The organism is Novosphingobium sp. 9U (genome assembly GCF_902506425.1).
GTDB lineage: Bacteria > Pseudomonadota > Alphaproteobacteria > Sphingomonadales > Sphingomonadaceae > Novosphingobium.
Window position 1 is genome coordinate 20,076 of sequence record NZ_LR732491.1, and the last position, 24,387, is coordinate 44,462.

23 protein-coding genes and 1 pseudogene are annotated in these 24,387 nt (G+C 59.7%); 14 read left to right on the forward strand and 10 right to left on the reverse strand.

The features are described 5' to 3' along the window. The first annotated feature begins 564 nt into the window (after positions 1 to 564). The 4 genes and pseudogenes from GV044_RS22555 (at position 565) to GV044_RS15490 (ending at position 3,366) form a co-directional block, all read left to right on the forward strand. Positions 565 to 1,743, forward strand: a complete 1,179-nt coding sequence (locus tag GV044_RS22555; RefSeq protein ID WP_256377283.1) for a cell wall hydrolase — start codon at positions 565 to 567, stop codon at positions 1,741 to 1,743. A 112-nt stretch (positions 1,744 to 1,855) separates the two neighbouring features. Beyond that, positions 1,856 to 2,173, forward strand: a pseudogene (locus GV044_RS15480) (IS110 family transposase); the annotation flags it as partial. A gap of 83 nt (positions 2,174 to 2,256) precedes the next feature. Continuing rightward, positions 2,257 to 2,583 carry a hypothetical protein gene (locus tag GV044_RS15485; RefSeq protein ID WP_159872502.1) on the forward strand — a complete coding sequence of 109 codons (327 nt, stop codon included), beginning with the start codon at positions 2,257 to 2,259 and terminating at the stop codon, positions 2,581 to 2,583. Positions 2,584 to 2,745: 162 nt separating this feature from the next. Continuing rightward, the gene (locus GV044_RS15490) at positions 2,746 to 3,366 is read left to right on the forward strand and encodes a transposase (RefSeq protein WP_256377280.1); all 621 of its coding nucleotides are present in this window, start codon (positions 2,746 to 2,748) and stop codon (positions 3,364 to 3,366) included. Positions 3,367 to 3,660: 294 nt separating this feature from the next. Here GV044_RS15490 and GV044_RS15500 read toward each other — a convergent pair whose 3' ends face one another. Beyond that, positions 3,661 to 3,879, reverse strand: coding sequence for a hypothetical protein (locus tag GV044_RS15500; protein ID WP_159872518.1), 219 nt, complete (start codon positions 3,877 to 3,879; stop codon positions 3,661 to 3,663). Between the two features lie 185 nt (positions 3,880 to 4,064). On the opposite strand from GV044_RS15500, the gene GV044_RS15505 reads away from it, so the two are divergent. Further along, a complete protein-coding gene (locus GV044_RS15505) occupies positions 4,065 to 5,078 on the forward strand; it encodes an NAD-dependent epimerase/dehydratase family protein (RefSeq protein ID WP_159872520.1) in 1,014 nt (337 codons plus the stop codon). 28 nt (positions 5,079 to 5,106) lie between these two features. On the opposite strand, the gene GV044_RS22820 is transcribed toward GV044_RS15505, so the two are convergent. The 5 genes from GV044_RS22820 to GV044_RS15530 form a co-directional block, all read right to left on the reverse strand. Further along, positions 5,107 to 5,298 carry a hypothetical protein gene (locus GV044_RS22820; protein ID WP_201299128.1) on the reverse strand — a complete coding sequence of 64 codons (192 nt, stop codon included), beginning with the start codon at positions 5,296 to 5,298 and terminating at the stop codon, positions 5,107 to 5,109. Positions 5,299 to 5,454: 156 nt separating this feature from the next. Then, positions 5,455 to 5,772, reverse strand: coding sequence for a transposase (locus tag GV044_RS15515; RefSeq protein ID WP_159872522.1), 318 nt, complete (start codon positions 5,770 to 5,772; stop codon positions 5,455 to 5,457). Then, positions 5,769 to 6,035: a transposase gene (locus GV044_RS22825; protein WP_159872553.1), complete on the reverse strand. Its 267-nt coding sequence runs from the start codon at positions 6,033 to 6,035 to the stop codon at positions 5,769 to 5,771. The genes GV044_RS15515 and GV044_RS22825 overlap by 4 nt, the downstream gene beginning before the upstream one ends. An 814-nt stretch (positions 6,036 to 6,849) precedes the next feature. Further along, the gene (locus tag GV044_RS15525) at positions 6,850 to 7,455 is read right to left on the reverse strand and encodes an RES family NAD+ phosphorylase (protein ID WP_159872524.1); all 606 of its coding nucleotides are present in this window, start codon (positions 7,453 to 7,455) and stop codon (positions 6,850 to 6,852) included. Then, a complete protein-coding gene (locus GV044_RS15530; RefSeq protein ID WP_159872526.1) occupies positions 7,456 to 8,208 on the reverse strand; it encodes an XRE family transcriptional regulator in 753 nt (250 codons plus the stop codon). Positions 8,209 to 8,336: 128 nt separating this feature from the next. On the opposite strand from GV044_RS15530, the gene GV044_RS15535 reads away from it, so the two are divergent. Continuing rightward, a complete protein-coding gene (locus tag GV044_RS15535) occupies positions 8,337 to 8,723 on the forward strand; it encodes an HNH endonuclease (protein WP_159872528.1) in 387 nt (128 codons plus the stop codon). Between the two features lie 64 nt (positions 8,724 to 8,787). On the opposite strand, the gene GV044_RS15540 is transcribed toward GV044_RS15535, so the two are convergent. Further along, entirely contained in the window at positions 8,788 to 9,159 is a 372-nt protein-coding gene (locus GV044_RS15540) for a hypothetical protein (protein ID WP_159872530.1), read from the reverse strand. Between the two features lie 514 nt (positions 9,160 to 9,673). On the opposite strand from GV044_RS15540, the gene GV044_RS15545 reads away from it, so the two are divergent. Further along, positions 9,674 to 10,894, forward strand: coding sequence for a sigma 54-interacting transcriptional regulator (locus GV044_RS15545; RefSeq protein ID WP_159872532.1), 1,221 nt, complete (start codon positions 9,674 to 9,676; stop codon positions 10,892 to 10,894). Beyond that, positions 10,891 to 11,262: a flagellar hook-basal body complex protein FliE gene (gene fliE, locus GV044_RS15550; protein ID WP_159872534.1), complete on the forward strand. Its 372-nt coding sequence runs from the start codon at positions 10,891 to 10,893 to the stop codon at positions 11,260 to 11,262. Before GV044_RS15545 ends, fliE begins: the two co-directional genes overlap by 4 nt. Before the next feature lie 574 nt (positions 11,263 to 11,836). On the opposite strand, the gene GV044_RS15555 is transcribed toward fliE, so the two are convergent. Further along, on the reverse strand, positions 11,837 to 12,145 hold the full coding sequence (locus GV044_RS15555) for a DUF1153 domain-containing protein (protein ID WP_236555016.1): 309 nt from the start codon (positions 12,143 to 12,145) through the stop codon (positions 11,837 to 11,839). A 387-nt stretch (positions 12,146 to 12,532) separates the two neighbouring features. On the opposite strand from GV044_RS15555, the gene GV044_RS15560 reads away from it, so the two are divergent. Both GV044_RS15560 and GV044_RS15565 read left to right on the forward strand, forming a co-directional pair. Further along, positions 12,533 to 12,862, forward strand: coding sequence for a PilZ domain-containing protein (locus GV044_RS15560; protein WP_236555017.1), 330 nt, complete (start codon positions 12,533 to 12,535; stop codon positions 12,860 to 12,862). A 133-nt stretch (positions 12,863 to 12,995) separates the two neighbouring features. Beyond that, positions 12,996 to 14,789, forward strand: a complete 1,794-nt coding sequence (locus GV044_RS15565) for a pilus assembly protein (protein WP_159872538.1) — start codon at positions 12,996 to 12,998, stop codon at positions 14,787 to 14,789. A 1,102-nt stretch (positions 14,790 to 15,891) separates the two neighbouring features. On the opposite strand, the gene GV044_RS15570 is transcribed toward GV044_RS15565, so the two are convergent. Further along, the gene (locus tag GV044_RS15570) at positions 15,892 to 18,579 is read right to left on the reverse strand and encodes a bifunctional diguanylate cyclase/phosphodiesterase (RefSeq protein WP_236555018.1); all 2,688 of its coding nucleotides are present in this window, start codon (positions 18,577 to 18,579) and stop codon (positions 15,892 to 15,894) included. Between the two features lie 583 nt (positions 18,580 to 19,162). Here GV044_RS15570 and GV044_RS15575 point away from each other — a divergent pair. From GV044_RS15575 to GV044_RS15590, 4 genes are all read left to right on the forward strand, one after another. After that, on the forward strand, positions 19,163 to 21,658 hold the full coding sequence (locus tag GV044_RS15575) for an EAL domain-containing protein (RefSeq protein WP_159872542.1): 2,496 nt from the start codon (positions 19,163 to 19,165) through the stop codon (positions 21,656 to 21,658). 282 nt (positions 21,659 to 21,940) lie between these two features. Next, a complete protein-coding gene (locus GV044_RS15580) occupies positions 21,941 to 22,480 on the forward strand; it encodes a GNAT family N-acetyltransferase (protein ID WP_256377284.1) in 540 nt (179 codons plus the stop codon). Between the two features lie 341 nt (positions 22,481 to 22,821). Continuing rightward, complete coding sequence (locus tag GV044_RS15585) at positions 22,822 to 23,001, forward strand: hypothetical protein (RefSeq protein WP_159872547.1); 180 nt, start codon at positions 22,822 to 22,824, stop codon at positions 22,999 to 23,001. Between the two features lie 727 nt (positions 23,002 to 23,728). Continuing rightward, positions 23,729 to 24,091, forward strand: a complete 363-nt coding sequence (locus GV044_RS15590) for a PRC-barrel domain-containing protein (RefSeq protein ID WP_159872549.1) — start codon at positions 23,729 to 23,731, stop codon at positions 24,089 to 24,091. Positions 24,092 to 24,169: 78 nt separating this feature from the next. Here the strand turns inward: GV044_RS15590 and GV044_RS15595 are convergent. After that, positions 24,170 to 24,387 (reverse strand): hypothetical protein (locus tag GV044_RS15595; protein ID WP_159872551.1); only part of this gene is annotated, 218 nt, incomplete at its 5' end.

Genomic DNA, 24,387 nt, shown 5'->3' on the forward strand with positions numbered 1-24,387 from the left:
GCTGCGCAAGTAGGTCAAACACATGGATGCACCGACCGGTGGTCATCGCTACATGAAAGCTCTTGCGCCGCAGGGGCGGTCCACATATGGCGCCGCGATTTCGCCGGCGTGTTGCGACGTCCAACGCACCGGCGGAAGTTTCAGGTCTTCATCAAAGTGGTAGTCGTCGATGGGGGGCTCGGCGGAGTTGGACGCCTTGACCGTCTTCGCTGAAGCTAAAACGAGCATAGCCCAAGAGCACTAGGAAGAAGCTCAACAGTGTCGCAGACGTACCACATTGTGGTGCGGATGCTCCCTAGGGGCAAGGGAGTGGTTTTATTTTTCAAGATAATGTCAGGGAGCTGCCTGCTACAAAGAACGGATTTTCCGAGCAGAGACAAATCAGCCCGATCAATGCACCGTGTCCAGACGACGTTCAGCCAAAGTCCTTAGATGGCGCAAGCAACGCGGCCTCGCCCGCTGCGGTGCAAAGCGGTCTCTGGGACCGGAGAAAGTCTTCGGCTTATTCATTATGAAGCAGGCATGATCATCAACCTTCAATCTTCACAGACCGGTACCCGGTCAATGTGGTCGGCGCTTTTAGCTGGCCTTCTTCTGCCGGTCGGTCTGGCGGGTCTCGCTCTCAGTGCTAGCTGGCAATCGGCGCCGATTACAGCATCAAAGACAAGCAACATTGCGGCCAAACGCGCGGCTAGTCTTAGATCTATCCCCCAAGTTGAGCCAGTCATTTTGAAGAATGTTAAGCCGCCTGACGCGCGAGCCCTGAACGCATCGATCCCGTTTAGCACGGCCTCTAATCCTCCGGCACGGCCGTTCAATTTTCATGGGACTCTCGAGAACAGGGCACGAGCACTCGATTGTTTAGCTGCTGCAGTTCTTTATGAGGCCGGGGACAATTCAACTGGGCAACGCGCAGTTGCACAGGTAGTGCTGAATCGAGTCCGACACCCAGCCTTTCCTAAGAGCGTCTGCGGGGTAGTCTTTCAAGGATCCGAACGTCAAACTGGATGCCAATTCACGTTCACCTGCGACGGGGCACTCAATCGCGCGTACGCGGAGCCGCTCTGGCGACGAGCACGCGTTGTAGCTGACGCAGCTTTGTCAGGCACCGTATACAACCCGGTGGGACAGGCAACCCACTATCATACAGACTGGGTGGTACCTTACTGGAGCTCCAGCTTGGAAAAGATCGTTGCCGTCGACACACACATCTTTTTTCGATGGGCGGGTTGGTGGGGGACGCCGCCCGCTTTTCGTTTTTCGCCAACTGGAATCGAACCGCACATCAGCAAACTCGCAGCACGTTTCCCTGAGCATGATACTTCAAGCCTACTTGCACCTATAAACGAGACTAGCGGCGAAGGTGGGGCACTCGCGGGTGAAGCCGCAAGTGCGACATTGAAACCCAGCGTTGATGATCCAAACGTGTTTATCTCTGTACTCGCCAAGAAGGACTCCGAGAAATTTCCTACCATTGCCAGGCGTGCTTGTGGCACCAGAGCTTACTGCAAGTTTAGGGGATGGACCGATCCAAGAATGGTGCCTCATGACAGCTCTTCAGAACTTCGACCAGAGCAACTCGATGCGGTATCATTTAGCTTCTTGAGGGATCCAGCTATAAGCTTCGAACGAACACTTTGGAATTGTGCCCAGTTCAAACATCCTGCTGAAAATTGTATGTGGAACGCCTCTGCTGGACTGCGCCCTCTGAAAACGGCTCGTCAATTATCCAAACATCAATAGATGAGTGACTCAGCCAAGCAGAACCGGGCTTGACGTGAATGCGGTGTACGGCCTTTGCATGAGCGTAGCTGTGCAATGATGTAGTCGTTGAGCCACGTCTAGGAGTTGGTCCATGCAGCAGGATGTCGTTACCGTCGGTTTGGATCTGGGGAAGAATGTATTCCAAGTTCACGCCATTGCTGACGATGGCAAGGTGCTGGTGCGTCGGCAGCTTCGGCGTGCCGAGGTATCGAAGTTCTTCTCATCCTTGCTGCGCTCCTTGGTGGGTATGGAAGCATGTGCTTCGGCACATCATTGGAGTCGGGAGCTTCTAGCTCTGGGCCGTGATGTGCGGCTGATGCCTCGGGCTTATTTGGAACGGTACGTGAAGCGCGGCAAGATCGACGCTGCCGATGCGGAGGCGATCTGCGAGGCCGTGACTCGGCCTACGAAAGCCGATCTACGACAAGCCGCATAGCCAGCGTGCCCGGCCGCCTTCTGCACAACTTGCCGCACACAACCGAACAGGGAAGGGTGCTGGCCTGGTCCTGCCCTTCTGCAACACCGAGACTGTCGCTGCACCTGGCTGAGATCGCGCTCGCCGTCGCGTCGGGCGCATGCCGTGGTGCTGGTGGATCAAGCCGGTTGGCACATAACGGCAAGCTCGAGATTTCCGCCAACATCAGTATCGTCGTGTTGCTGGCCAAAATGCCCCGAGCTCAACCCGGTCGAGAACATCAGGCAGTTCAATCGCGACAACTGGCTTTCCAAAAAATCGCGTTTTCACGTCCGACAACAACATCGTCGACCATTGCTGCGAGGCGTGGAACAGGCTCGTCAATCAACCGTGGCGCATCATGACCCATCGGCCGCCGGAACTGGGTATGCCGGTTCTGATCAATGCAGGTCGGTATAACGGAGACCTGTGCGCGGGTGGTTGTAGACACGCAGGTTGATCACTGACTCAATGGGTTTTCCCAAGAGGAGAGCAGGCGTTGGCGCAGCGTTCGGTAGGGGCGCTTCTTGATCCCGCTTTACCCGGCCGCCAGAGGTGAGCCGGCCTGGCCACCTTTCGCCATGTTCAGGGCGCTGCTGCTATCGATCTGGTACGATCTGTCGGACGTGAAGCTGGCTGAAGCGCTGGCCGACCGGGCCTTTTTCCGCCGCTTTTCCGGGTTCGCCGCGAACGAGACGACACCCGAGCGAACCGCTTTCGTTAGGTTTCGCAAGCTGCTCGTTGCTCACAACTTCGAACGTGGCTTGTTTGAAGTCGTGACGGCGCAGCTCAGGGCGAAGGCGGTGATGGTCAAGACCGGACCTTTGATCAATGCCACCATCATCGTGTCGGCCAGCGAGGACGACCGCCGGGTGAAGCACAAGGGAAAGCGGGCCGTGCACGGCTTCAAGGCCCACGTTGGCACCGATGCCGACACAGCGCTAATCGAGGAAGTCTCGGTCACCTCGGCCAACATCAACGATGGCAAGGCGCGCCCTGGAGCCTTGCCCGATAATCCCGGCGAGGTATTTGCCAACAATGCCTACCGCGGTGCTCACTTTTGCAATGCAGTCCTGGCAAAAGGCGGCGTCCCCCGGATCGTCGCGACCGGAAATGTGGGGACGCGACGAGCAGGAAACGCTGCGTAAGCTTCACGAGTGGAATCAACCCAACCATCGCGTACGCGGCCGGATCGAAAAGATCTTCGGAACGTGGAAGCGCTCCTACGGCCTGCGCCTAATGCGATGGCGAGGCCTCCCCAAAGCTGCCGCCTTAGGTCCACCTCACCGCCATCGCCTACAACCTCAAGCGCATGATGAACATTCTCGCTGTGGCCTGAGACGCGCCGACTGCTTCAGAGAGCTGGGCGGCGACGACACCGGCTACACAATCCGTGAAACACATCATTCCAGCGCTATACAACCACCCCGGCGCAGGTCTCATTAGTCCCGATTGAAGCGGCCGCCGCGCCCACTTCGCAGTCCTCGGCCAAGGACCGGCTGCTCCATATCGCCGGTGTCGCCCTTGTTACGATTGATTCTGCTGGCGCCCGCGTTGATCGTGCGCGGAGTGGCAACGATGACATCGGCGGCTTGGGCGAGGGCAGCGAATTCATAATCGGGCCCGGCTTCAGCTGGGATGCGACGAAGCAGGTCTTCCACGTTCGATGCGATACCATGCGAGGCATTGTCGAGTGCACCAAATGGTTGTCCTTAGCAGATGCGGCGATAGGGCGATAAACTTCTTATATGGACCGAGCTCGCTCGATTGCGCCAGGCAAGTGCTTGTGCGCCTGCAACACCCCGCTTATGCGTTGGACGTGGACCAGGGAAGGTTCGGAGGGCACATGTCGACGCAATTTTCCGCAGTTCTGGTCACCGGAGCCGCAGGCTTCATCGGTGCGGCGCTCGCGGACCAGCTGATGGCGCGCGGGCAGACCGTGATCGGCATCGACAATCTCAACGACTACTACCCCGTCCAGCTCAAGCGCGACCGCTTGGCGCAACTCGACGCGCGTTTCGGTAACAAGTTCACCTTCCTTGAACTCGATTTTGCCGACGACGCGGCGCTGGGCCGGGCGCTCGCCGGGCGCGAGTTCGACGCTATCGTTCACCTAGGTGCCCAGGCCGGGGTGCGGTACTCGCTAGAAAACCCGCATGCTTATGTGCGCTCGAACCTTGCGGGCCACGTCAACATGCTCGAACTCGGGCGCGCGCGACAGACACCGCACCTAGTCTATGCCAGCTCCAGTTCCGTCTACGGCGGCAACGAGAAGCTGCCCTTCGCAGTCGAGGACCGCACCGATCACCCCGTCTCGCTCTACGCCGCCACCAAGCGTGCGGACGAACTGATGAGCGAGACTTACGCCCACTTGTTCCGCCTGCCGCAAACGGGCTTGCGCTTCTTCACCGTTTACGGGCCCTGGGGCCGGCCAGACATGGCGCTCTGGATGTTCACCGAGAAGGTGCTCGCCGGCAAGACGATCCCGGTGTTCAACAACGGCCAGATGCAGCGTGATTTCACCTACATCGACGATATCGTTGCCGGCGTGATCGCCTGCCTTGACCGGCCGCCGGCAGACAATGGCGCGGTTAAACCAGGTGGCAGTACCAAGCCGCATGCCGTCTACAACATCGGCAACAATCGCTCCGAGAAGCTGATGCGAATGATCGAGGTGCTGGAAGAGGCCTGCGGGCGCAAGGCCGAGCTGCAGATGCTTCCCATGCAGCCCGGGGACGTGCCCGCGACTTACGCCGACATCAGCGCCATCGCCCGTGACACTGGATACACGCCGACCACCCCAATTGACGTCGGAGTGCCGCGGTTCGTTGAGTGGTACAGGGCATATACGGGGACTTGAGCTTCGGGAGCAAAGGGACTGCCGCCCCTTACGTTGAGCCCAGGACTACGTGACCGCTCCTCAGATACTTCCTCCTAGAGAGGGCAACAGCTGCCGCAGGCGAGAGAGGCGGGAGCGCAGTCCATGGCGCAACGCTTCGTTGCGACCCGTACCGGTTTGCCGCCGCCCAGGCCGCTTCGACCAGTATCGCGCGGGCGTGGCTGCGACCGGACTTGCGGATGCGTCCGTGGTGGGCGGTACCGAGACCCGACTAACGAACCCGCGGGTTGAGACCGAAGTAGCTCACCAGCTTTCGGCGGACTCGAGAAGCGCCTGATATCAGCGATCGCGGCGACAAGGCCAGTGGCGACCGTCAGGTTGACGCCGGTGATCATGCTCAGCCGTGCACCCGAGGCGTCGTCGAGTGCTTCACCGGCGATCTCCTTGTCGAGGGCAGCCAGGCAGATGCGTCCATCCTCAAGGAAGGCGGTGAACGCGGGTCCTTGAGCATGTAGTCGATGGCCTTGGCGACATCGGACGAGCGTGAAAGGCTCGAACGCTGCTCGGCCATCCAGGACCGCAGATCGGCGAGCACAGGACCCGCGTGCTGCTCGCGGGCAACCTGCCGCTGGAGGGCGCTCTGGCCCATGACGGTGCGCTCGACCGCAAAGATAACGATGCGGCGCACGGCCTCGACAGCAAGCGGCGCGATCACCGGGAGCCCTTGCGGCGCTTCTTAAGCTGAGATGCGGCATCAGCCAACTCGAAGAAGTGGCGTCGCGCATGCCCCCAGCACAAGGCCCGCTTCAATGGCTCGGGCTGACGATCCTGCCGGAACAGTCCATTGTAGCCCGCATAGGCATCTGCCTGGAGGATACCACGATAGCTCTGCAGGTGAGCGCCAGCACCGCGGCTTTCTCGGGCTCGCTGTATGTGCGCCGGCCCTCGGTACGAGTGATGAGCTCGATCCTCTCCAATCTCCTAACCTCCTTCTAGACTCCAGAAGCAGACCTGAGGCCTCGTCAATCGCAGCTACGGTCGATCGCGCAACACGTGCAGGACCGGACGCTTACCAGCTATCAAACGCGATCCGCTTTGGCTGCGCTCGGTCCCGCTGTGAACGCCGCAAGCGCCCTCACATGCGCAAGGTCTTTCACCTCGGCGGCGGTCGGTGGTGGGACGCTGATCCTTGTCGCTGGCGAGACGATCACGGCAGGGTCATCAAAGTTGGCGGGGCATTGCTTCAGGAGGTCCGCAGCACATATGTGGTTCTCGCCTGCGCTCACCTGAACCATAACCCAACCGACAATGATCCGGCCAACCTCGCAGCCCTATGTCAGCGTTGCCACATGCGACACGACGCGAAGGAACATCGTTGGTAGCGTTGGTGGAATGCTTTTCGACACCGCGGGGTGCGAGATCTGTTCTGTGATCCGCAAACCTTGCGTCTCGAATATCTTGATCGCGGTCAAGCCCAGGCTATAATATCTAGAAGTTGTGATGCCCGCTCTCAGCCAAGATGATAATACTTGTTATGTTAAATCAGCCATGGACCTTAGTCGGGTTCAGTCACTTGCCTGAAGTGTGTCGCTTGGCAAGCGCGGTGACGGATTTACGTCTCTAGCGTGTCTGTGACAACAGCTAAGAGACGTCCGCTAACCGATCGCGTCATCATAGCCCGCTCTCTTTATCGAGAGATTTGCCCCGCTTGATCTAGCTGAGTGTCTAGAGGCAGGCGAGTGCTGCCGGCGTCATCGACGCGCCCAAGGTCGGGCGTATGCCGATGCCTCGTTCAGACGATGGCGACTTCAAAGTCGCGCAGCACCTGCGCCAATCCCCTCGCCCGCGTGAGCGGAGCGATGCCAGTGCAGGCAAGCGCCGGCACGGCGCGATCGTAGATGGCAAGATTGTGCTCACCGTTGAGGCGTGACGGATAGATGATCCCGTCGATTGCTGCCGGATGGTCGTGGAAGGCGACTGACCATACCCGGGCGAGCGACTGCTTCGCACCGCGAACAACGTCGCTGGGGATCCCCATCTTAACTGGGCCGTCGCGGCGCAGATCGAGCAGCTTTAAGTCGCGTGTCGGCGCGATCGCGCCGACCACTCGCCCGGTGAGCAGCTTGCCAGCCATCGGGAACATGCCGACGACATTGTCGCGGTCGTCGCGCAGGATCGCTTCGAGGAAGCAAACCTTCAGCGACGAGCCGATATAGAGAACGCCGAAACGACCCGCGTCAACGCGGCGCCGAGGATCGCTGAACCGGCTCCTGCCCTTCCCAAAGCCGAGGGGGTCGGGGAAGCTCGACAGCCAGATGCGCCGATAGGACATACCCGCCGGGATGATCGCGATGTCGAGGGTGGCACCTGCAAAGGCGGCCGTCGGCGCACGCTTCATTCAGGCAAACGTGCCCTGTGCGATGCCGCGGGCGGTCTCAACGACCGCCTCGTCCTGCCGCCGGCCGAGCGCCTCCCAACCGGTCAGACCCTCGAATTCGGCGTGTCGTTGCGCGAGCAGGCGGTAAACCTCCCACGGATCGCCATCGAGAATGTTGAACAACGTGGGCAGAACACTGAAGGGTCGCCCGTCCTCCCCCACCTGCCAGACTGGATAGCGATAGCCTCGGGTCGCGCCCTGGAGCGCGAGTACCTGGTGCGTCTTGCGACGGCTGTTGACCGTCTCGCGCGTCATCTTGAGGTGGGCCGCGAAGGCATCGGCGCTCAGCATGTCGGCACCGGCGAGGATCTCGGCGACGGCATGGCGACCACGCTCGCGCGCCTCGTCGAGCGCCACGTCGAGCTCAGCGGCCTCGTCCGCGCCCATCTCGAGGGCACCGGCCGTCGGCGACGGCGTCTGCAGCGGGTCGCCAAACGCCTGCACGATCCGCGGTTCGCCGTTGGGTTCGACCTCGACCACGAATTGCAGCGCCGTGCCGGCATTGCGGCTCTCGAACGCCGCAGCGCGCAGCGCATCGAGCACAATGGCGACCGAGTTGGTCGGCATCGCCAGCGAGCGTCCGATCTCCTTCGGGAGCGGCGCATGCTTCGCCTGCTTGACGGTGAGAAACTGACCGGTGTGGGCATTACGCATCGTGAAGTGCTTGGCCCGGCGCCGTTCCGTCCGGCGGCTCTTCGTGGCAACGTCGCTCATGTCGTCAATGTGGGCAGTCTCGTCAGGTTCGTCAAGGTCGATATGATCCACTTGCGCTGCCCTGTTGATCGCTCTCACGAGAACCTAGATGGGAGACGTTCACCAGCAACCATAGCGGTAGCCTTACGATGAACGATCCCGTCCGCCCTGCCCATCTAGATCTCGAGGGCTGTGCGATAGCCGCGATAGTTCAAGCCAGCCTGGGCGGGTATGAGGTCGTGCTCGGCACGTCCGGTCGCTGCCGCTTCTGCGGCACCGCCGATCCGCAAGCCTTCCGCAACGTCGCACACACCGTGCCGGAAGCGTTCGGCAACAAGTGGGTGACCTCGCTCGACGAATGCGACGCCTGTAACTCACGCGTCGGTAGTTTTGACGATGTGCTGGCCAAGAGCCTCGCCCGCTATGTCGGCGAACAGCGACGGTCGCTTTGGTATGGCCAAGGACGCGGCAGGCACCCGTCGCTACGAACCATGGCGCACCGTCGATCATCACGCTCGAATCTGGCGGTCCCCTAAGGCGAACAGGGGGTGCGGGCCTTAGGACGTCGACTGAGCATCGCCGCACTGACGCAAACGCCTTTCAGTACTTTGCAAGGCCCTCAGGAAGTCCGCCGACGCGATAGCCAGTGGGTACGCCTTGGCCGACACCGCCTGCGGCTGAAGGGAACGGCATGTCACCTTCTATCTGGCCGACGGCGAAGCCGTTTAGCCAAGCGGAACGGAATGAGGATCGGGCATGATTAAACGGGCAGGCAGCCACAGTGCTGCGGCGATCTAAACCTGCAAGTCGTCCATTACAGAACGCATCATCGAGACGCTCGAACTCGCTGCTCTTGCTCATATGCACCCCACCATTGCAACATGCAGCGAAAAGGTTAATGACTTCTCGCCATTGTTTGCCGGCACGACGGGGTAGTCGATCAGGGCAGTCATTCCCGGCTTCCTGGTCCATGTGACCCCGTGCGGGGAGTGTCGGCCGTAAGTGAACCCTTTCTCGTGTCCTAGGAGCTGCGCGGCCTCAAGCTCAGACAAACCCGTTGCGATCATGTAATGGCCCGTTGGGCTTACTGAAGGCGGTCGCGTTCACGTAAAACTTGTTTGCGTCCGCAAGCGGCTCGGTCAGCGGGATCAGCATAAGCCAAGTTTACGTCCTGGCCGTCCATATCAGTGCCAGCGTCCGGCCGAGGTACGTCTCGGCTAATTCTGGTATTCCAAATCAGAGCGTCACCGCCGCGCCTTCAACAGGGCCACCGGCCTCCTCGCGTACGGCAGGATGCAATGCGCATCAGCACCTCTCAAAGATTGACATACTACGTAGTTGCCCGATCCTTGCAATTAGCTATGTTTCCGCGCGTCGCGGATACAAATGATCTCGTCTCCAGGTCGCTCGAGTTCGCAGCCTTATGTCTAATATTTGTACCCTTCGACGCCAACCTTACCCGGCGACGGACACGCACGAAGAGGTGATGGCAGAACGGCTCGGCCCTATAGCAGCTGTTCTGAGGAGCCCATGCAATCATCGCACCCCAGGGCGCCTGCCGAATGCAACGCTACCTGATCTCGCCTTTCGTGAAGGGCCTTCCGCGATCGCGCGTGATGGAAAACTTACCAGTCTCACCTTTGTCGACCCGAACAGCGAATCGGCGCTGGCGATGACACTAGCTGCCATGGCCGATCCAGGCGGGCCGATCGCTGCAGATCCCGAAAGCCTCTCGGTCTTCGCCCTCGCCGATCGTCTGGCCGTCAGTGACATCCCCGTCTTGATTAACGGCCCGACCGGAACCGGCAAGGAAGTGCTCAGCCGCTTCATCCACGCGCGCTCAAAGCGTGCTGCCGGGCCTTTCATCGCCGTTAACTGTGCCGCTATGCCCGAACACATGCTCGAGGCCATGCTGTTCGGCCACCAGAAGGGCGCTTTCACCGGTGCGACCGGCGCCAGCGAAGGCTTCATGCGTGCGGCCGACGGCGGTACCTTGCTGCTGGACGAGATCGCCGAGCTGCCGCTCTCGCTCCAGGCCAAGCTGCTGCGCGCGCTGCAGGAGCAGGAAGTGGTGCCGATCGGCGCGACCAAGCCGATCCCGGTCGATATCCGCGTGATCGCCTGCGCCAACCGCGACCTGCCGACCGAAGTCGCCGAGGGCCGGTTCCGCGCCGACCTTTATTATCGCCTCAACGTGTTCCCGCTGTCGCTGCGCCCGCTGCGTGAGCGCGCGGACGACATCGCCCCGCTCGCCTTCGGCATGGCGTTGCGCCATGCGCCCAACCCGGCGCGGGTGCCCTGCTTCAACAAAGCCGCGCTCGCCATGCTCAAGATCCACGCCTGGCCGGGTAACGTGCGCGAGCTGGAGAACGTGGTACGGCGCGCACTCCTGCTCGCCGGCGAATCGGGCACCATCACCCCCGACGATATCGTGTTCGACAGCCCGGCTCGCCTGGTGAACGTGCCGCCCTCGTCTACAACGCCTGCCGAGATGATCGAAGCCGAGCCCGCCGCCCGCAAGCTGTCGAGCGTCGTGCAGCTCTCCGAAGCGCGCGCGATCATCGACACGCTGGAAGCCTGCGGCGGTAACCGCCTCCAGGCCGCTCGCGAACTCGGCATCTCCGAGCGCACCCTTCGCTATCGCCTGGCATCGTTCCGTGACGCCGGCATCGAGATCAGCCGCGCCCCGGCGGGTGGCCGTCGATGAGCGCGATCTCCGGCATCGGCGGCGCCGCGCCCGGCGTCCAGCAGATCATGGCGCTGCGCCAGCAGATCATGGACCGCAACCAGGTACTGCAGCAGCTTCACGCCCCACAGGGCGCTGGTCAAGTCGCCAACACGCAAGCAGCTCCGGCTCAGAACTTCGCCGACGCGTTTAAGACGGCGGTTGATGGCGTCAACGCCACGCAGCTGAAGGCGGAAGGCATCTCCGAAGCCTACCAGCGCGGCGAGGTGACCGACGTCGCCAAAGTCATGCTGGCCCGCCAGGAAGCCGGCGTTGCCTTCGAAGCGACTCTGCAGGTCCGCAACAAGCTGCTCAGCGCCTACCAAGACATCATGCGGATGGGAGTGTGATAGCTGACTGGAGCGAGGAATGCTTGCGGCAGCCAGAAGGGCGTCGACGTTTGATATTGTTTGATCGCGTCACGAGGTTACGGACGCATCCGAGCTGAGTTCCAGCGCTTAGAACTCGCGCGCGCAACCTCGCCCCGTGAGATCATTGTAAACGCGGAGTATCTGGGGCGGGCGTGAACTACCCACCTCTAAGTAGTGAGCGGCCCAGTGCTTGATAAAGCACGGTCTTGGGTTGCACGAGCCCCGGTCGCAGACGCCGACTGGATCTCAGCCTCCTCAAGGGCATGGGCTGCGCTCACAGTGATATTTCAGAGCTGGCGGTGGTGGGGCGACGGTCGCTCCGATGCGCAGCCGCGCACCGGATCCCGCACGACCATGCCGCCGAACTCTGGATCAGCCCCTCGCAAGCGAACGGTTGTAGCAGCGCCACAGCGCGATCTGTGCTCCCTTGAGAGCGCGCGAGCTTACCGCCGTCGTCCAAAGCCAGCGGACTTCGTTTGCACCCGCAAAAAGGGCGCCACTTACGCAGCGCCCTTTCTCACTCATGCTTCAAACGTTCGCCGGGGGAGCTGGCCTATGCTAGCTCGCGTCGGTTCAGGCGCTCATGCTTTAGTCGGTTCTGCTGCAGCTTTGTCGCGCGAAGGCCGGAAAGGCCGTCTCGCTCGACCGCGCGCTGCCAGGACACAAGTTCCTCGAGGGACAATTCATACCGTCGGCAGGCTTCGCTAGCGCTCAGCAGCCCACCTTCGACTGCCGCAACCACTTCAGCCTTGCGCCGGGCCACCCAACGAGTGGTGCCGTGATCCGGTAGTCGTTCTAGGGTCAGTCTTTCTCCAGCAGGTCCAACTACTTCGCGGATCGTCTTGTGGTCGATGTTTGCCAAGTTCATTCTCCCCAGAATGTAGCGTGGTTCATTTCCTGAGGCCTTTATGAGCTTCAATCCTTAACGAGAGTGTACCCAGGATAGTTAACAAAGGAGTTAACGGTGTGGGTTTCACGTCTGTGTGAAAGAATTTGAGGAAAGCTTTTGTGATCCGGTCTAAACCACAAAGGCTAATAGTGAAGTTGAAACGAGATGAACACTGGTTCATCTTCTAGTCTCGAGCGCACGCGTGGCGCGAGGTGTTGTCAGAGCGCTAAACGGGCCTGCCTCCTCGATGGTTCCCTGGTGAGTGGAAAAAAGTTTAGCCTCCTCAATCCTTTGGTAACAAAGCAATGGTATTAGCGACCTAAAGCCGCGCAGGGGCACAAGGTGGCTAGGGGTCGCACGGTGATTAAGACAACGCCGCAGATCGGCAGCTATGAGTACGCCACGCAAGAGGATCGGTCCGCGGATCGCGTGCGGGTGGCTATACCTGGGTACATCCGTCCTGTTGGAGGCAAGCGCCTGGCAACAACCACGCGTGACATCTCGTGCTCCGGCTTCGCTGCGATAGCAATTGCCCGCGTGGCCCCCGGAACCAAATGCTGGCTCACCCTGCCCGGCTTGCCCGCGTTCGAAGCCGACGTGATCTGGTGGGAAGGCGGTGTTGTGGGCTGTGCCTTCACTCAGTTGCTCTCCGCTGACGGCTGCGCTGCGCTCGTTGATCGCTGGCAGTGAACCCGGCCTCGGTTCGGCACTGAGCGGGCCGAAGGGCAGGCAAAAGGCTTGATACGAACCGAGGTAAGTTTAGTGGTAAGCGGCGCCTGCGGCGAAGCTCAAGGCATGTCTGCCACGTGCTCGAGGAGCTTCGTTGCTCGTCGCTACCCGACTCTACTTTCCAGTTCTCGCGGCTATCGCAGCACTCTCCATCTTCATATCTCCTTCAAGGGTTGACGGTAGACGTGGCGCGACAAAGAATATGGTCGCCGTAACGATGAAGTCGAAGTTTCTCCTACGCGCCAGGAACTTGCGCGAGTTTTTACAGCAGTTCCGCCGGGACCAGCGTGGGAACACGTTCCTCGTCGTTGCAGCTTGCTTGATTCCTATGCTCGCGGTGATCGGCGGCGGTATCGACATAAGCCGCGGCTATCTGGCGCGTACCCGCTTGCAGCAAGCCTGCGACTCGGGCGTGCTAGCGACGCGCAAGAAGATCGGCGGCACCGTCATCACAACCGGCATCATACCTACAGACGCAAACGCGGCGGGCACCCGCTTCTTCAACCTGAACTTCCAGGATGGAGCTTACGGCACCACAGACCGGGCGTTCGCAATGACGCTCGCCTCCGACTACACCATCAACGGCTCTGCCAGCGTGAGCGTGCCGACTTCGGTCATGAAGCTATTCAGCGTCGATATCCTGCCGGTATCTGTGAACTGCTCGGCCCAGTTCCACTACGCCAACACCGACATTATGATGGTGCTCGACGTCACGGGATCGATGAACGACACCAACTCTGGCGATACTAGCAGCAAGATTTCGGTGCTGCGTCAAACGGTGAAGGACTTTTACGCCTCCATCGAGAGCAACAAGACGCAGGGCACCCGTATCCGCTACGGCTTCGTGCCCTACTCGACAAACGTCAACGTGGGATACTTGCTCAAATCGGCCTGGGTTGCCGACACCAGCGATCTCGAAAGCCGTAGCCAGGTGAGCACGGGATCCGGCTATAAGTGGCGCTACAAGACCGAGACGGTCAATGTCAGCAGCCTTAAGTCGGGAAGCAGCAGCAACCTGCCTAAGGGCACCTCGCTGAACATGAAGATCGGTGGGACCGCATCCTCCCCGACGCAGGTTGCGGTGCCTTTTGACGGCTGCATCGAAGAGCGCAAGACGTACGTCATCAACGACTACAACAACGTTGATCTGACCAAGGCACGCGACCTCGACATCGATGCCGTACCCGACAGCAGCAATCCCGACACGCAGTGGCACATCATGCTGCGCGATGTGTCGTTCTTGCGCGCCTACACGATCACCCAGAACTGGAACGGCAGCCTGAGCATCAGCGGTTCGTGGCAGGGAAAAGGCTCCGGATACGAGGACTCAAACACCAACTACACGGCCGCCGACTCTGTAGGTCTGGCAGCATGCCCAGCTGAGGCGCGTAAGCTTGCCGAGATGACCTCGACTGAGGTTGCAGCTTACGTCAACAGCCTGGTTGCCGCTGGCAGTACCTACCACGACATCGGCATGATCTGGGGCGGGCGCCTGATCTCACCCACAGGCATCTTCGCCAGCGAGAACGGCGACGTAAATGGCCGGCCCAGCATGCGCCACTTGATCTTCCTAACCGATGGCGACACGGCCCCGCTTGAATATTCCTACGGGACCTACGGTGTCGAACCCCTCTCGCAGCGGCGGTGGAACTCAAGTTCCAGTTACAACTTGACGCAAACGGTCGAGAACCGGTTCACCTATGCGTGCAACCAGGTGAAGAACAAGAACGTCACTGTCTGGGTTATTGGCTTCGGCACCAACGTAACAGACCTAATGAAGAACTGCGCGGGATCGGGTCACTGGTTCCAGGCCGCAAACGCCACCCAGCTCAGCAATGCTTTTGCTGCGATCGCCGCTTCAATCGGAGACCTTCGGATCATCCAATAGGCGTCAGGCTTAACTATCCGCTGCTCCGATGTTGGATAAGCCATTCGCTTTGGCGGAAAAGCTTCTAAACAGTACTTGTATAGGTGCTGATAAGAAACACCGGTGCCCTCCCTTAGCTCGGGGAGCGGAGTTGTTTTGCATTTGGTGCTTGCAACCGTCGCTTGTACTGCGACCCTTGTGCGTCCCTCGTTAACGCGTCGCTGCAAGGTCGGCTTGTTCCAGTCCATTACTCGCTTGCCATGGCCAGTAAGCCGGTGATTTTGGATTGGCGACGCTTGCAGCTGAGGATGCAGCCAGTACGTTGCAGCCGAGCTGCTGTTCTAAACAGGCTACACGCGATCAGGCTATGGTTGCTCGATCTAAGATTGAGCCCGCCACCACGCCCGATTGCTACTGTGATTGCCTATTCCAAGAGTCACCTGACGTCTTCCGCGCAGCCTTGAGCCGCTCAGCCTGGATCTTCTCAGCCATCGCCTTCGCCTTCGACATCGATGTCAGATCATCTCGCTGACGGATCTCGCGAAAGCTCATAATGGTTTCGCTTAGGGGTGGATTTTGATGACTGTTGCTCATACGGTTGTCTACCGCAGCTCATCTGACAAATGGTAAAGCGTTCCTCTCGCTAACACTCACCCAACCCAGCATGCCTGAACGCTATAGGTAGCCGATGCTCGACTTGTCTCGGGAAATCTGAACAGCGGGTGTAGGTGGATTGCCGATTTGGCAGCGGCCATGCTGGCCATGAGCAGGACGTAAGATGAGCGACGACCCAGTCGGAATCACAGCCCGGCGTTCGAGGCGGTGGTAGCGTTGGCTGCCGAGAGAGGCGGGAAACGCACATCGCCTCGACAGAGCAGCTCGGCATCAGCCGCGGCACCATGACCGATTTTTTCGAGCTCACTCTTGAGAAGTATGACGCTTCCGGCGGCAAGCTGCCGCTCAAGGGCAACGTCATTACAGGTTGTTGATCAGACAGTGCATCCCGTGACCGGATGGTGCACGCGGGCACGCAGTTACCGTTCTTGCCGCTGCACACAAATCCAAAGAAGATGGCTTGACGCGGATGCAAGCCTCCGACGGATGAAGGTAGAGCTTGTCAGTGCTACGCCGCTTCATTCATGCAGGCAGGGCTGCACGTTCCTTTGGTCTCATGCCTATCGCTTGCCCACGCGAGCATCTTCGCGTGCGCGGCGCTCATTGGACGACCGAAAAGATAACCCTGACCAAAACCGAAGCCCAGCTTCTGGGCAGTCTGCGCTGCATGAATCGTTTCAATCCCCTCAGCGGTGACGGGAAGGTTCATCGCTCGTGCCAGGCCCGCCACTGCAGTGGATATCTTCAGACTATCCGGATTGTCGAATGTGCGCACGAACGACGAGTCGAGCTTCAAGCTGTCGAACGCCAATTCGTGCAGCTGGGAAAGGCTCGAGTGCCCTTTACCGAAATCGTCCAATGCCACTCTAATGCCGGAATTGCGGAATGCGTTGATCACCTCGGCTGCACGGGCACGGTCGCCGATAACTGCAGTTTCGGTGATTTCCATCACCAATCGGTGTGGAGCGAGCCCCTCCTTCGCCAAAATCGACATCACGCGTGGGCCGATCCATTCGTCGCCCAGCAGCAATGGGGAAAGGTTCACCGACACTGAGACATCGGACGGCCATTCTCGGGCCGCCCTACATGCCTGGAGCAGCACCTGGTTCGTCAATTCCGAGATGATGCCAGCTTCTTCTGCGAGAGGGATAAACTGGTCTGGCGCCACTGGGCCGCGCAAAGGATGTGTCCAGCGCGCGAGTGCCTCAAAGGAGGTGGTACGATTTTCCTCGAAGCAGTGGATGGGTTGATAGTGAACGTCAATCTGTCCAATCTGAACTGCGATGCGCAGATCGGCTTCCATCTGAGCGCGATCCTGCAGCCACCGATCCATGTCATCATCGAAGAAACGGAAGGTGTTCCGTCCGGATCGCTTGGCCTCATACATAGCGATATCGGCTTTTCGTAGAAGGTCGGACACCTGCGTGCCGTCACGTCCATACCGGGACAAGCCGATGCTAACGCCAATCGTCAGGCGGCGACCGTCGATGTCGAACGGCCGGGCCAAAGTTCTGATAGCCTCGGCCGCGAACTCGTCGGCCGATCCGTCCTCGCCAAGTTCCACCACGATCACGAACTCGTCACCTCCCAGTCGGGCGGGTTTGGCATTATGGCTCACGCAGAGCGCGCGCAGCCTGTTAGCGACCTCAACCAGCAAGAGATCCCCTACTTCGTGGCCATGTATGTCGTTGATCGGTTTGAACCGGTCGAGGTCCATCAGCATCAACGCCACGTTGACGGGTTGGCTGCCGGGTTCGATTACGCCGCGCAAAAGTTTGGTACGCAGGTTACGGCGATTTGGCAGTGTGGTGAGCGCGTCATGCTCGGCCAACTCAATGGCCTCTCGCTCGGAGCGTTCCCTTTTCACGACCTCCTCGAGTGCCTGCTCGAGTTCTGCGTTGGATTGTTTCAGCTCATAGTTGACGGCACTGATCCGGCGCCGGCCAAGCAACGCCAGGCCTAGGCCACCACCAAGGGCTGCAAGCGCAAGAGTGCCGGTCGCGCAAGCCCAGATCAACGCGACACGTTGAAAGTGCGTCTTGCGTCTGAGCCGATCGGAATTGAGCTTCGCGATACGCAGGTTCTGATTGGCATAGTCGAACTGGGCGGCCAGCAAGGCATTCTGCGCATCAAGGCTAGCCTTGACTGACTTGTCCTTCAACCTGGTCGATAACTCCTGCTGCTCGAGCGCTGAATCTGTATCGCCCAACTCCTTAAAGACTAAGAAGGCTAGCTCATGAATCCTGCGATCACCTAGCGCTGCGTCGCGGCCTTTTACCATGCCGATGGCGCGGTTGATCAAATCGCGGCCGACGGGATGATTATCAAGAGCCGTCGCCAGCAAGGCACTGACTGCAAGATGATATTCGCTGGTAGGGGTGCTTTTGGCCAAGACGTCCGCGCGTGCGTTTACTCGTCTCGCCTCCTTCAGGTCACGCGCGTCAAGCAGAAGCTGCGTGTCGCTATCCAACAGTTCCATTTCCAAGGACGGCATAGCCGCCTGCCGGGCAAGCAGTGCGCCTGCCGCGTACTCGGTATGCGCATCCGAGCGCCGCCCTGTGTCGGAATAGATGCTCCCTAGCGTCCCGTGAATGGTAGCGAGGAGAGCGGGTTCTTCTTGGTAGACTGCTGCCGCTTGCTGGATGTACCGCGCTCCGCGAACAGGATCGTTCGCTCTCATGTAAAGACTGCCAAGGTCCTGCAGAGTGATGGACTGGCTCCTCCTGTTTCCGAGGCGCTGAAATATGTGAAAAGCGCCTTGGTAACCGCGGATGGCCAAGGCCGGGGAGCCTGACTCTTCGTCGAGCGAGGCAACGCTCACCGTTACGTCCGCCAATGTTTGCTGGTCGCTCGCTTGAAGGGCGAGTTTGCGGGCGCGCTGCAGCCGTTCGCGTGCGGCTGCGAAATGCAGCTGCCGGGTCGCAGCTTCGCCAGCCATCCAGTGGAGCTTCGCAAGTGCGACTGTTCGTGCAAGGCTCGACGGCAGCAATCTTAGACGAGCTTCGTAGGTCCGTGCCATAGGTTCAACCTTGGCTGGATCCTCCATCATGGTGTGCCGTGCGCCACGGATCATCTCGTCCGCAAGCACGGTAGCAGCTGAGGTCATGCCGGCATCAGATCTGCTCTGCGCGCTCGCCTTCCCGTGGAGCGCCAGCAGAAGCATTGTGCAAACCAACGTCCTCAAGGCGGAGGCCATGAGGTATCCCTCCTTTTTCCTACCTCAAGTGCGGCGTCATCTTGCCACCGGCGGTATGGCTATACCGCCCTTGCGATCGTCTCTGATCCTAGCCGTCAATGCGCAGCCAATTGACAACCTGTAGCGGCCGAAAGTTAAGCCCTCCCCAACACTGAGCGGCTTGTGGGCAGATCGGCAATCATCCTAGAACGCGCTCGCTTTCACCCTTTCTGACTGGTGAAGCTTTCATCCCGCATGAGCCCAGCTGCGTGCGAGGCGGTCCTATTGGCAGCGGTTGGAAGCGCGGCGCAGCCAGAGTACCCGGCACGCAGCAGGTCATTACCGAAATCGCTAAGTCATTCCTAGAGCCGATCGGCTCCTTGTACCGCCTCAGGACAAGCTCGCGAGATCGACTCCGCTCGATCACTGGGGTGCGATCTTGGCCGTTTTCGCAAAGCTTCCCGACCGGTGCAGTTCCCCTGCGCCTTTCTCATGAGGGCTACTTGCCAAGCACCTGACAGCATGCCGAAAAGTAAGCCCTTGTCCGATTTAACGCTTTCACAACGGCACAGGACCTATGCGCATCAGGGGCAAGGGATATACCATGGGTCGCGTTACTTTCGTTCTGGAGCATCAGCACAACGTACTTCTAGTCGTCGTGTCAGTCATGGTGTTCATCTCCTCATGCCTCGTCGGCTTCGGCGGGATCGACAACGCCTTACGCGAACCGTCTCAAAGGCGCTTATGTGTGGCGCTTTCAGCTGTTGCGACCGGCTTCGGAATCTGGGCATCGTACTTCGTGGGTATGCTGGTCTATGACCCGGGCGTCGATCTGCTCTTCGACGTTCCAACAACTATCCTGTCAGCATGTGTCCCTGTGGGCTTGGCCGCGTTGGGGTGGACACTTGCGCTCGATCGTCGGCCCTTGATGTCGCTCGTTGGCGGATCGGTCATCGGGGTAGGTGCAGCCGGCATGCCCTATCTTGGTACTTGGGCTCTGCGGATGCCCGCCCATATCGCCTGGCACCATGATCTGGTTGCGGCGTCGATTGCACTGAGCATCGGTCTCGCTGCGCTCGCCGTTTGGTACCACCGCCGCAAAGTGAACGCTGGCTTAGTCGCTTGGGAAGGTGGCACGCTGCTGACCCTTGCCATTTGCAGTGGCGATTTTCTCGTAAGAGCCGCAGCCGAAATACAGGTTCCTCCCGCTGCACCTCTCGCTGCAGCATGGACGATCGATCCGCCAACCTTGACGATCCTTCTGGTCGTCGTCGCCCTCGTGATCATGGGGGCCGGCATCAAGTTGATCACGGTACAAGATGGAACGAACCGGGGCGAGCTGACGCAAGCAAAGGATCGGGCAGTCTGGGCCGATGAGATCTTGCGCGGGGCCGAGGAGCGCGAGCGCCTGACGGCGGAGCTTAGACGCCAGGTGGAGATCACCGAGGCCGCGATCGAGCACATGCCGCAAGGACTGTCGATGTACGACGCCGACCACCGGCTTGTGATATGTAACCGGCGGTACGGCGAGCTCCATGGCATCCCCATGGAAATGCTCAAGCCGGGTGTCCACCTGGCCGATCTTTACGCGTACATGGTGGCCGAGGGAAAGCTTACGGCCGTGCCCGAAATGTCCGCCCAGGCGGCCGCGTTTGAGCCCGAGTGGGCCAACCAGCATGATGTCAAACTGCCCAACGGCCGCATCATCGAGTTCAGTCGGTGTATCCTGCCGAGCGGCGGTTGGGTCGCGACCCATGAGGATGTGACCGATGCACGCAAAGCAAGCGAGCAGATCGGCTACCTGGCAGCCCACGACACACTGACCGGGCTTCCGAACCGCGTGACCTTTGCCAGCAATCTGGAAGCGGTGGCCAAGAGCGGCAAGCCCTTTGCGCTCCATACGATCGATCTCGACCGCTTCAAGGAAGTGAACGATACCTTGGGCCATCCCATCGGGGACCATATCCTCAAAGGCGCAGCGAAACGCTTGCAGCGCCTTGTCGGGGCCAGCGACATCGTCACCCGCCTGGGAGGAGATGAGTTCGCGATCCTTCAACACCAGGTTGATGCGCAAGTGAGCCCGGACACGCTGGCGACAAGCATCGTGGGAAGCCTGAGCGAGCCTTTCCAATTCGAAGGTCACACGGTTTCGATCGGTGCTAGCGTTGGGATTTGCCGAGCGCCCGAGCACGGGAGCGAGGGCGACGACATCATGAAAAAGAGCGATCTGGCACTCTACCGTGCCAAGGAGGAAAGCCGCGGCACATATCGCTTCTTCGAGCCGGGCATGGATTCGCGCCTCAGCGAGCGTCGACAGCTGGAGGCCGATCTGAAGGAAGCGATCAGCGCCGGCCAATTTGAAGTCCATTATCAACCGCTGCTCGATACCACCAGGAATACTATAGGTTCGTTCGAGGCGTTGGTGCGCTGGCGGCACCCCACGCGAGGATTGCTCGCGCCGGGCGAGTTCATCGCCACTGCTGAAGAGAGCGGGCTCATCATCCCGATCGGGGAATGGGTCATGCGCCAAGCCTGTCAGGATGCGGCATCGTGGCCCAACGACATCAAGGTGGCGGTCAACCTCTCCCCCGCTCAATTCAAGCGTGGCGATCTTATTGCCATGGCCATGAGTGCGCTGACCGCGGCAGGGTTGCCGCCTCGGAGGTTGGAACTCGAGATTACCGAATCGGTCCTGCTGCATGACGAGGCATGGGTTCAATCAACGCTGGAAAAGCTCTCCGCTTTGGGCATCTCTATAGCGATGGACGATTTCGGCACCGGATATTCGAGCCTCAGCTACTTGCGATCGTTTCCATTCAACAAGATCAAGATCGATCGGAGCTTCGTTGCCGATCTCATCAACACCTCGGATGCGCTATCGATCGTTCAAGCGACTATTCAGTTATCCAAGAAACTTGGCATGCAAATTACCGCAGAGGGCGTTGAAAACGCCGAGCAGCTTGATCTCCTGGTCGCAGAAGGCTGCACTCAAGTTCAAGGATACCACATCAGCAGGCCCATCCCGGCGCAAGAGATCGTTTCATTGCTGACGAGGTACGGCGAGAACATGGGGGATTGCGTTACCGCGGCAGCAGCCTAGTTGCCCCTCAACGAGACAACCTGTTACTGCGACGCAAGCCAGGATGGATCGCGCCTAGGACGTTGCTACGGGCAGATCGGGCCGGCTGACAGCTTGAGTTGGATGGAAGAGGGCATCGCGAAAAGCTAAACGTCATCCGTACCCAAATCGCCGCCCGAACGACATAGCTAAGTTCCTGAACTACAAGAAGTTAGTTGCCCGCGCGGCGACCGCATATGCATAAGGCATAGGGTCAACAACGCTTCGACTTGCACTGGTCTAAACATGTGTTAGTCGGTGCAGGTGTTTAGAGGTTCTGCTCTTCAGCTTAGGCCCGAGTTGAAAGGTAATCTGGTCCGTTTGCGTCGCCCAGTGCCTGTCGATGCGGACGCCATCGTGGCTATACTTTCTGACTGGGAAGTTTCTCGGCATCTTTCTCTAATTCCCAATCCGTACACGCTTGCAGATGCTGTATTTTTTCTCGAGCACATCGTGTCGAACGAGTGGGTGTGGGCTGTCAACTTACCCGGCTCGGCCGCGCTGATCGGTGCGGTGAGCCTCATGCCTCGAGAGCGGCAGGATGTGGCTGAGCTAGGCTACTGGCTCTCGCCGGATTACTGGAACCAAGGCCTGATGACCGAGGCTGCGCTGTTGGTGATCTCGTACGGCTTCGAGGGGCTGGGCCTCACCGCGATCACCTCCGGGTGCTTCCAGGACAACACTGCCTCAGCCAGGGTGCTCGCCAAACTCGGCTTCGTTGAGACCAGACGAGTTAAGCGCCCGGGAGCCTTGGGGCACGACGACGTGAATTCGGTCGAGGTGATTTTGCAAGCGCCAGAATAATGGTCATAGCTGCGGCACAGCGCCGCGCCATCACTCGACCTTCATAGCAGCTGCGAGCTGCTTCTTGATTGTAGGGCCGCTCAGATGATCGTCGATCGATGAGTAGCCTTCCTGCTTCAGCCGGCGCCGGATATCGTCGATGCTCGTGCACGTACCGCTTCTGGCGAGGTCAAAGGCTCGGCTTACTGTTCCATCCTGCGTGCTCGCTATGTAGCTACGGACGCGATCTCATGTAAGATCTTGCAGTCATAGTAGTGCCGCAGCATCCGATATTGCTGCGGCGCGGATGACGATGCTGGGTGCTCTTCCACCCCAGCCTATCGGTGCGGAAGACGTGAGCGATGACCCAGACAGAACGAGACGCGATCATCATCAAGCTCCGGGCGAAGATCGGAGCGAAGGTCGAGAAGTTCGAGGACAATGTTGCGACGATATGGCCGACGATGAGCTTGGAGGAGCGTGAGCAGGCCAAGTGGATCGCCCAAGCATGCGTCGACTTGGATCCTTGGTTTTTGAAGTGATCAGGGAACTCAAGGAGCATTGCCCGCAAGCTCTGCGTCGAGATTAGATCGAGGCTTCATTAGATGACCTGATCCGCCGACCGGGCAGATGCCGGTTTGCAGCAAGCGGGCAATTGTTCGCTCGACGCTATACTGCAAGCAATTTGCAACGAATCGTTTTTATGGTGATCAGGTCGGTTCCGGATGCCGCTGGTGGAACACGTCACCAGCCCCGTGCGGAACCGGCACCCGCACTGCTGTAGTTAGTCGCACTTGCGCTTGCCTATCGGATGGCTGCCGGTGCTTGTGCCACGGGCGGGCTACGGACCTCGCGCCGTTGCGAGAGGTTCGATTTGACTCGCATGCCATCGATCCCGGTTGTCGCGCACCAGAGTTAACCCACATGAGTCACACAGCGCGATGTAGGCACCGTTTTTACCTCGAGCGATGGACACCAGCGAGGTTTTGTGTCGGCCAAGAGCGCACAAGATCGACATGCATGCATAACCCGTTTCTGGATGAGTTGTGCCATCCTCGCTTACCGCGCCTTCCGAGGTGACACTGACTCTCGGTGCTGCAGTCGATGACAATGCGAGCGATGCCTCGCAGTGGCTCGGTAGAAGGCCAGCGTCATCGATCAGTTCCCTGTTTAGCCCTGCGCGGCGGAACGTGCTCGTGATGTGCGCGTTTGCAGGCACGACGACGTTGCTGCAGCGTCCCCACTTTGCCGAAATCATCAGGGCGCCCCATGTCCGCAACTGCCGAAACCACCCGCACGCTCGTGGAAGCAGAAACCAAGGGGTTGAAGGCGCGCTCGCGCGATGGCGACAGTCTGGGGCACATCAGCACGCTTATGGTCGACAAGCGCTCAGGCCAGTCGACCTATGTCGTCCTGAGCCTTGGCGGGTTTCTCGGCATGAACAAGAGCTACTATCCGGTGCCATTCAGCCTTTTGGCCCATGATACCGCCAATGACGATTATGTGGTCACGATAGACCGGCGCGTGCTGGAAGGGGGCCCGAGCCGGACCAACAATGCGCCTGAGTTCAATCAGGCGTATGCCGATCGCGTGTCCAGCTACTACGGCACGGAGCCTACGCGGATCGCGTAAATTCCTGCCCGCTTGCAAGCTTGCGAATGGGAAGCCGCTGCCTGAGGGTCTCAGGCAGCGGCTCCTTGCTAAAGCTGCTTAGATTGGCGCGCCGGACGGGATGCTGGGCGCAGTAGCTGACTGCTCACCATTTGTTGCTGGTGCAACGTGCTCTTGAGCGGCAGCCACGAGGTCATCCTTCTTCTCGCGCGCCGCGCTCACCAGATTGTCGGCCTGCTCAGAAGCGACGTTGCGGGCCTTCTCACCGATGCTCCCGAGCGCCTGATGTTCAGCATCGCTCTCCGGTAGCAGGCTAC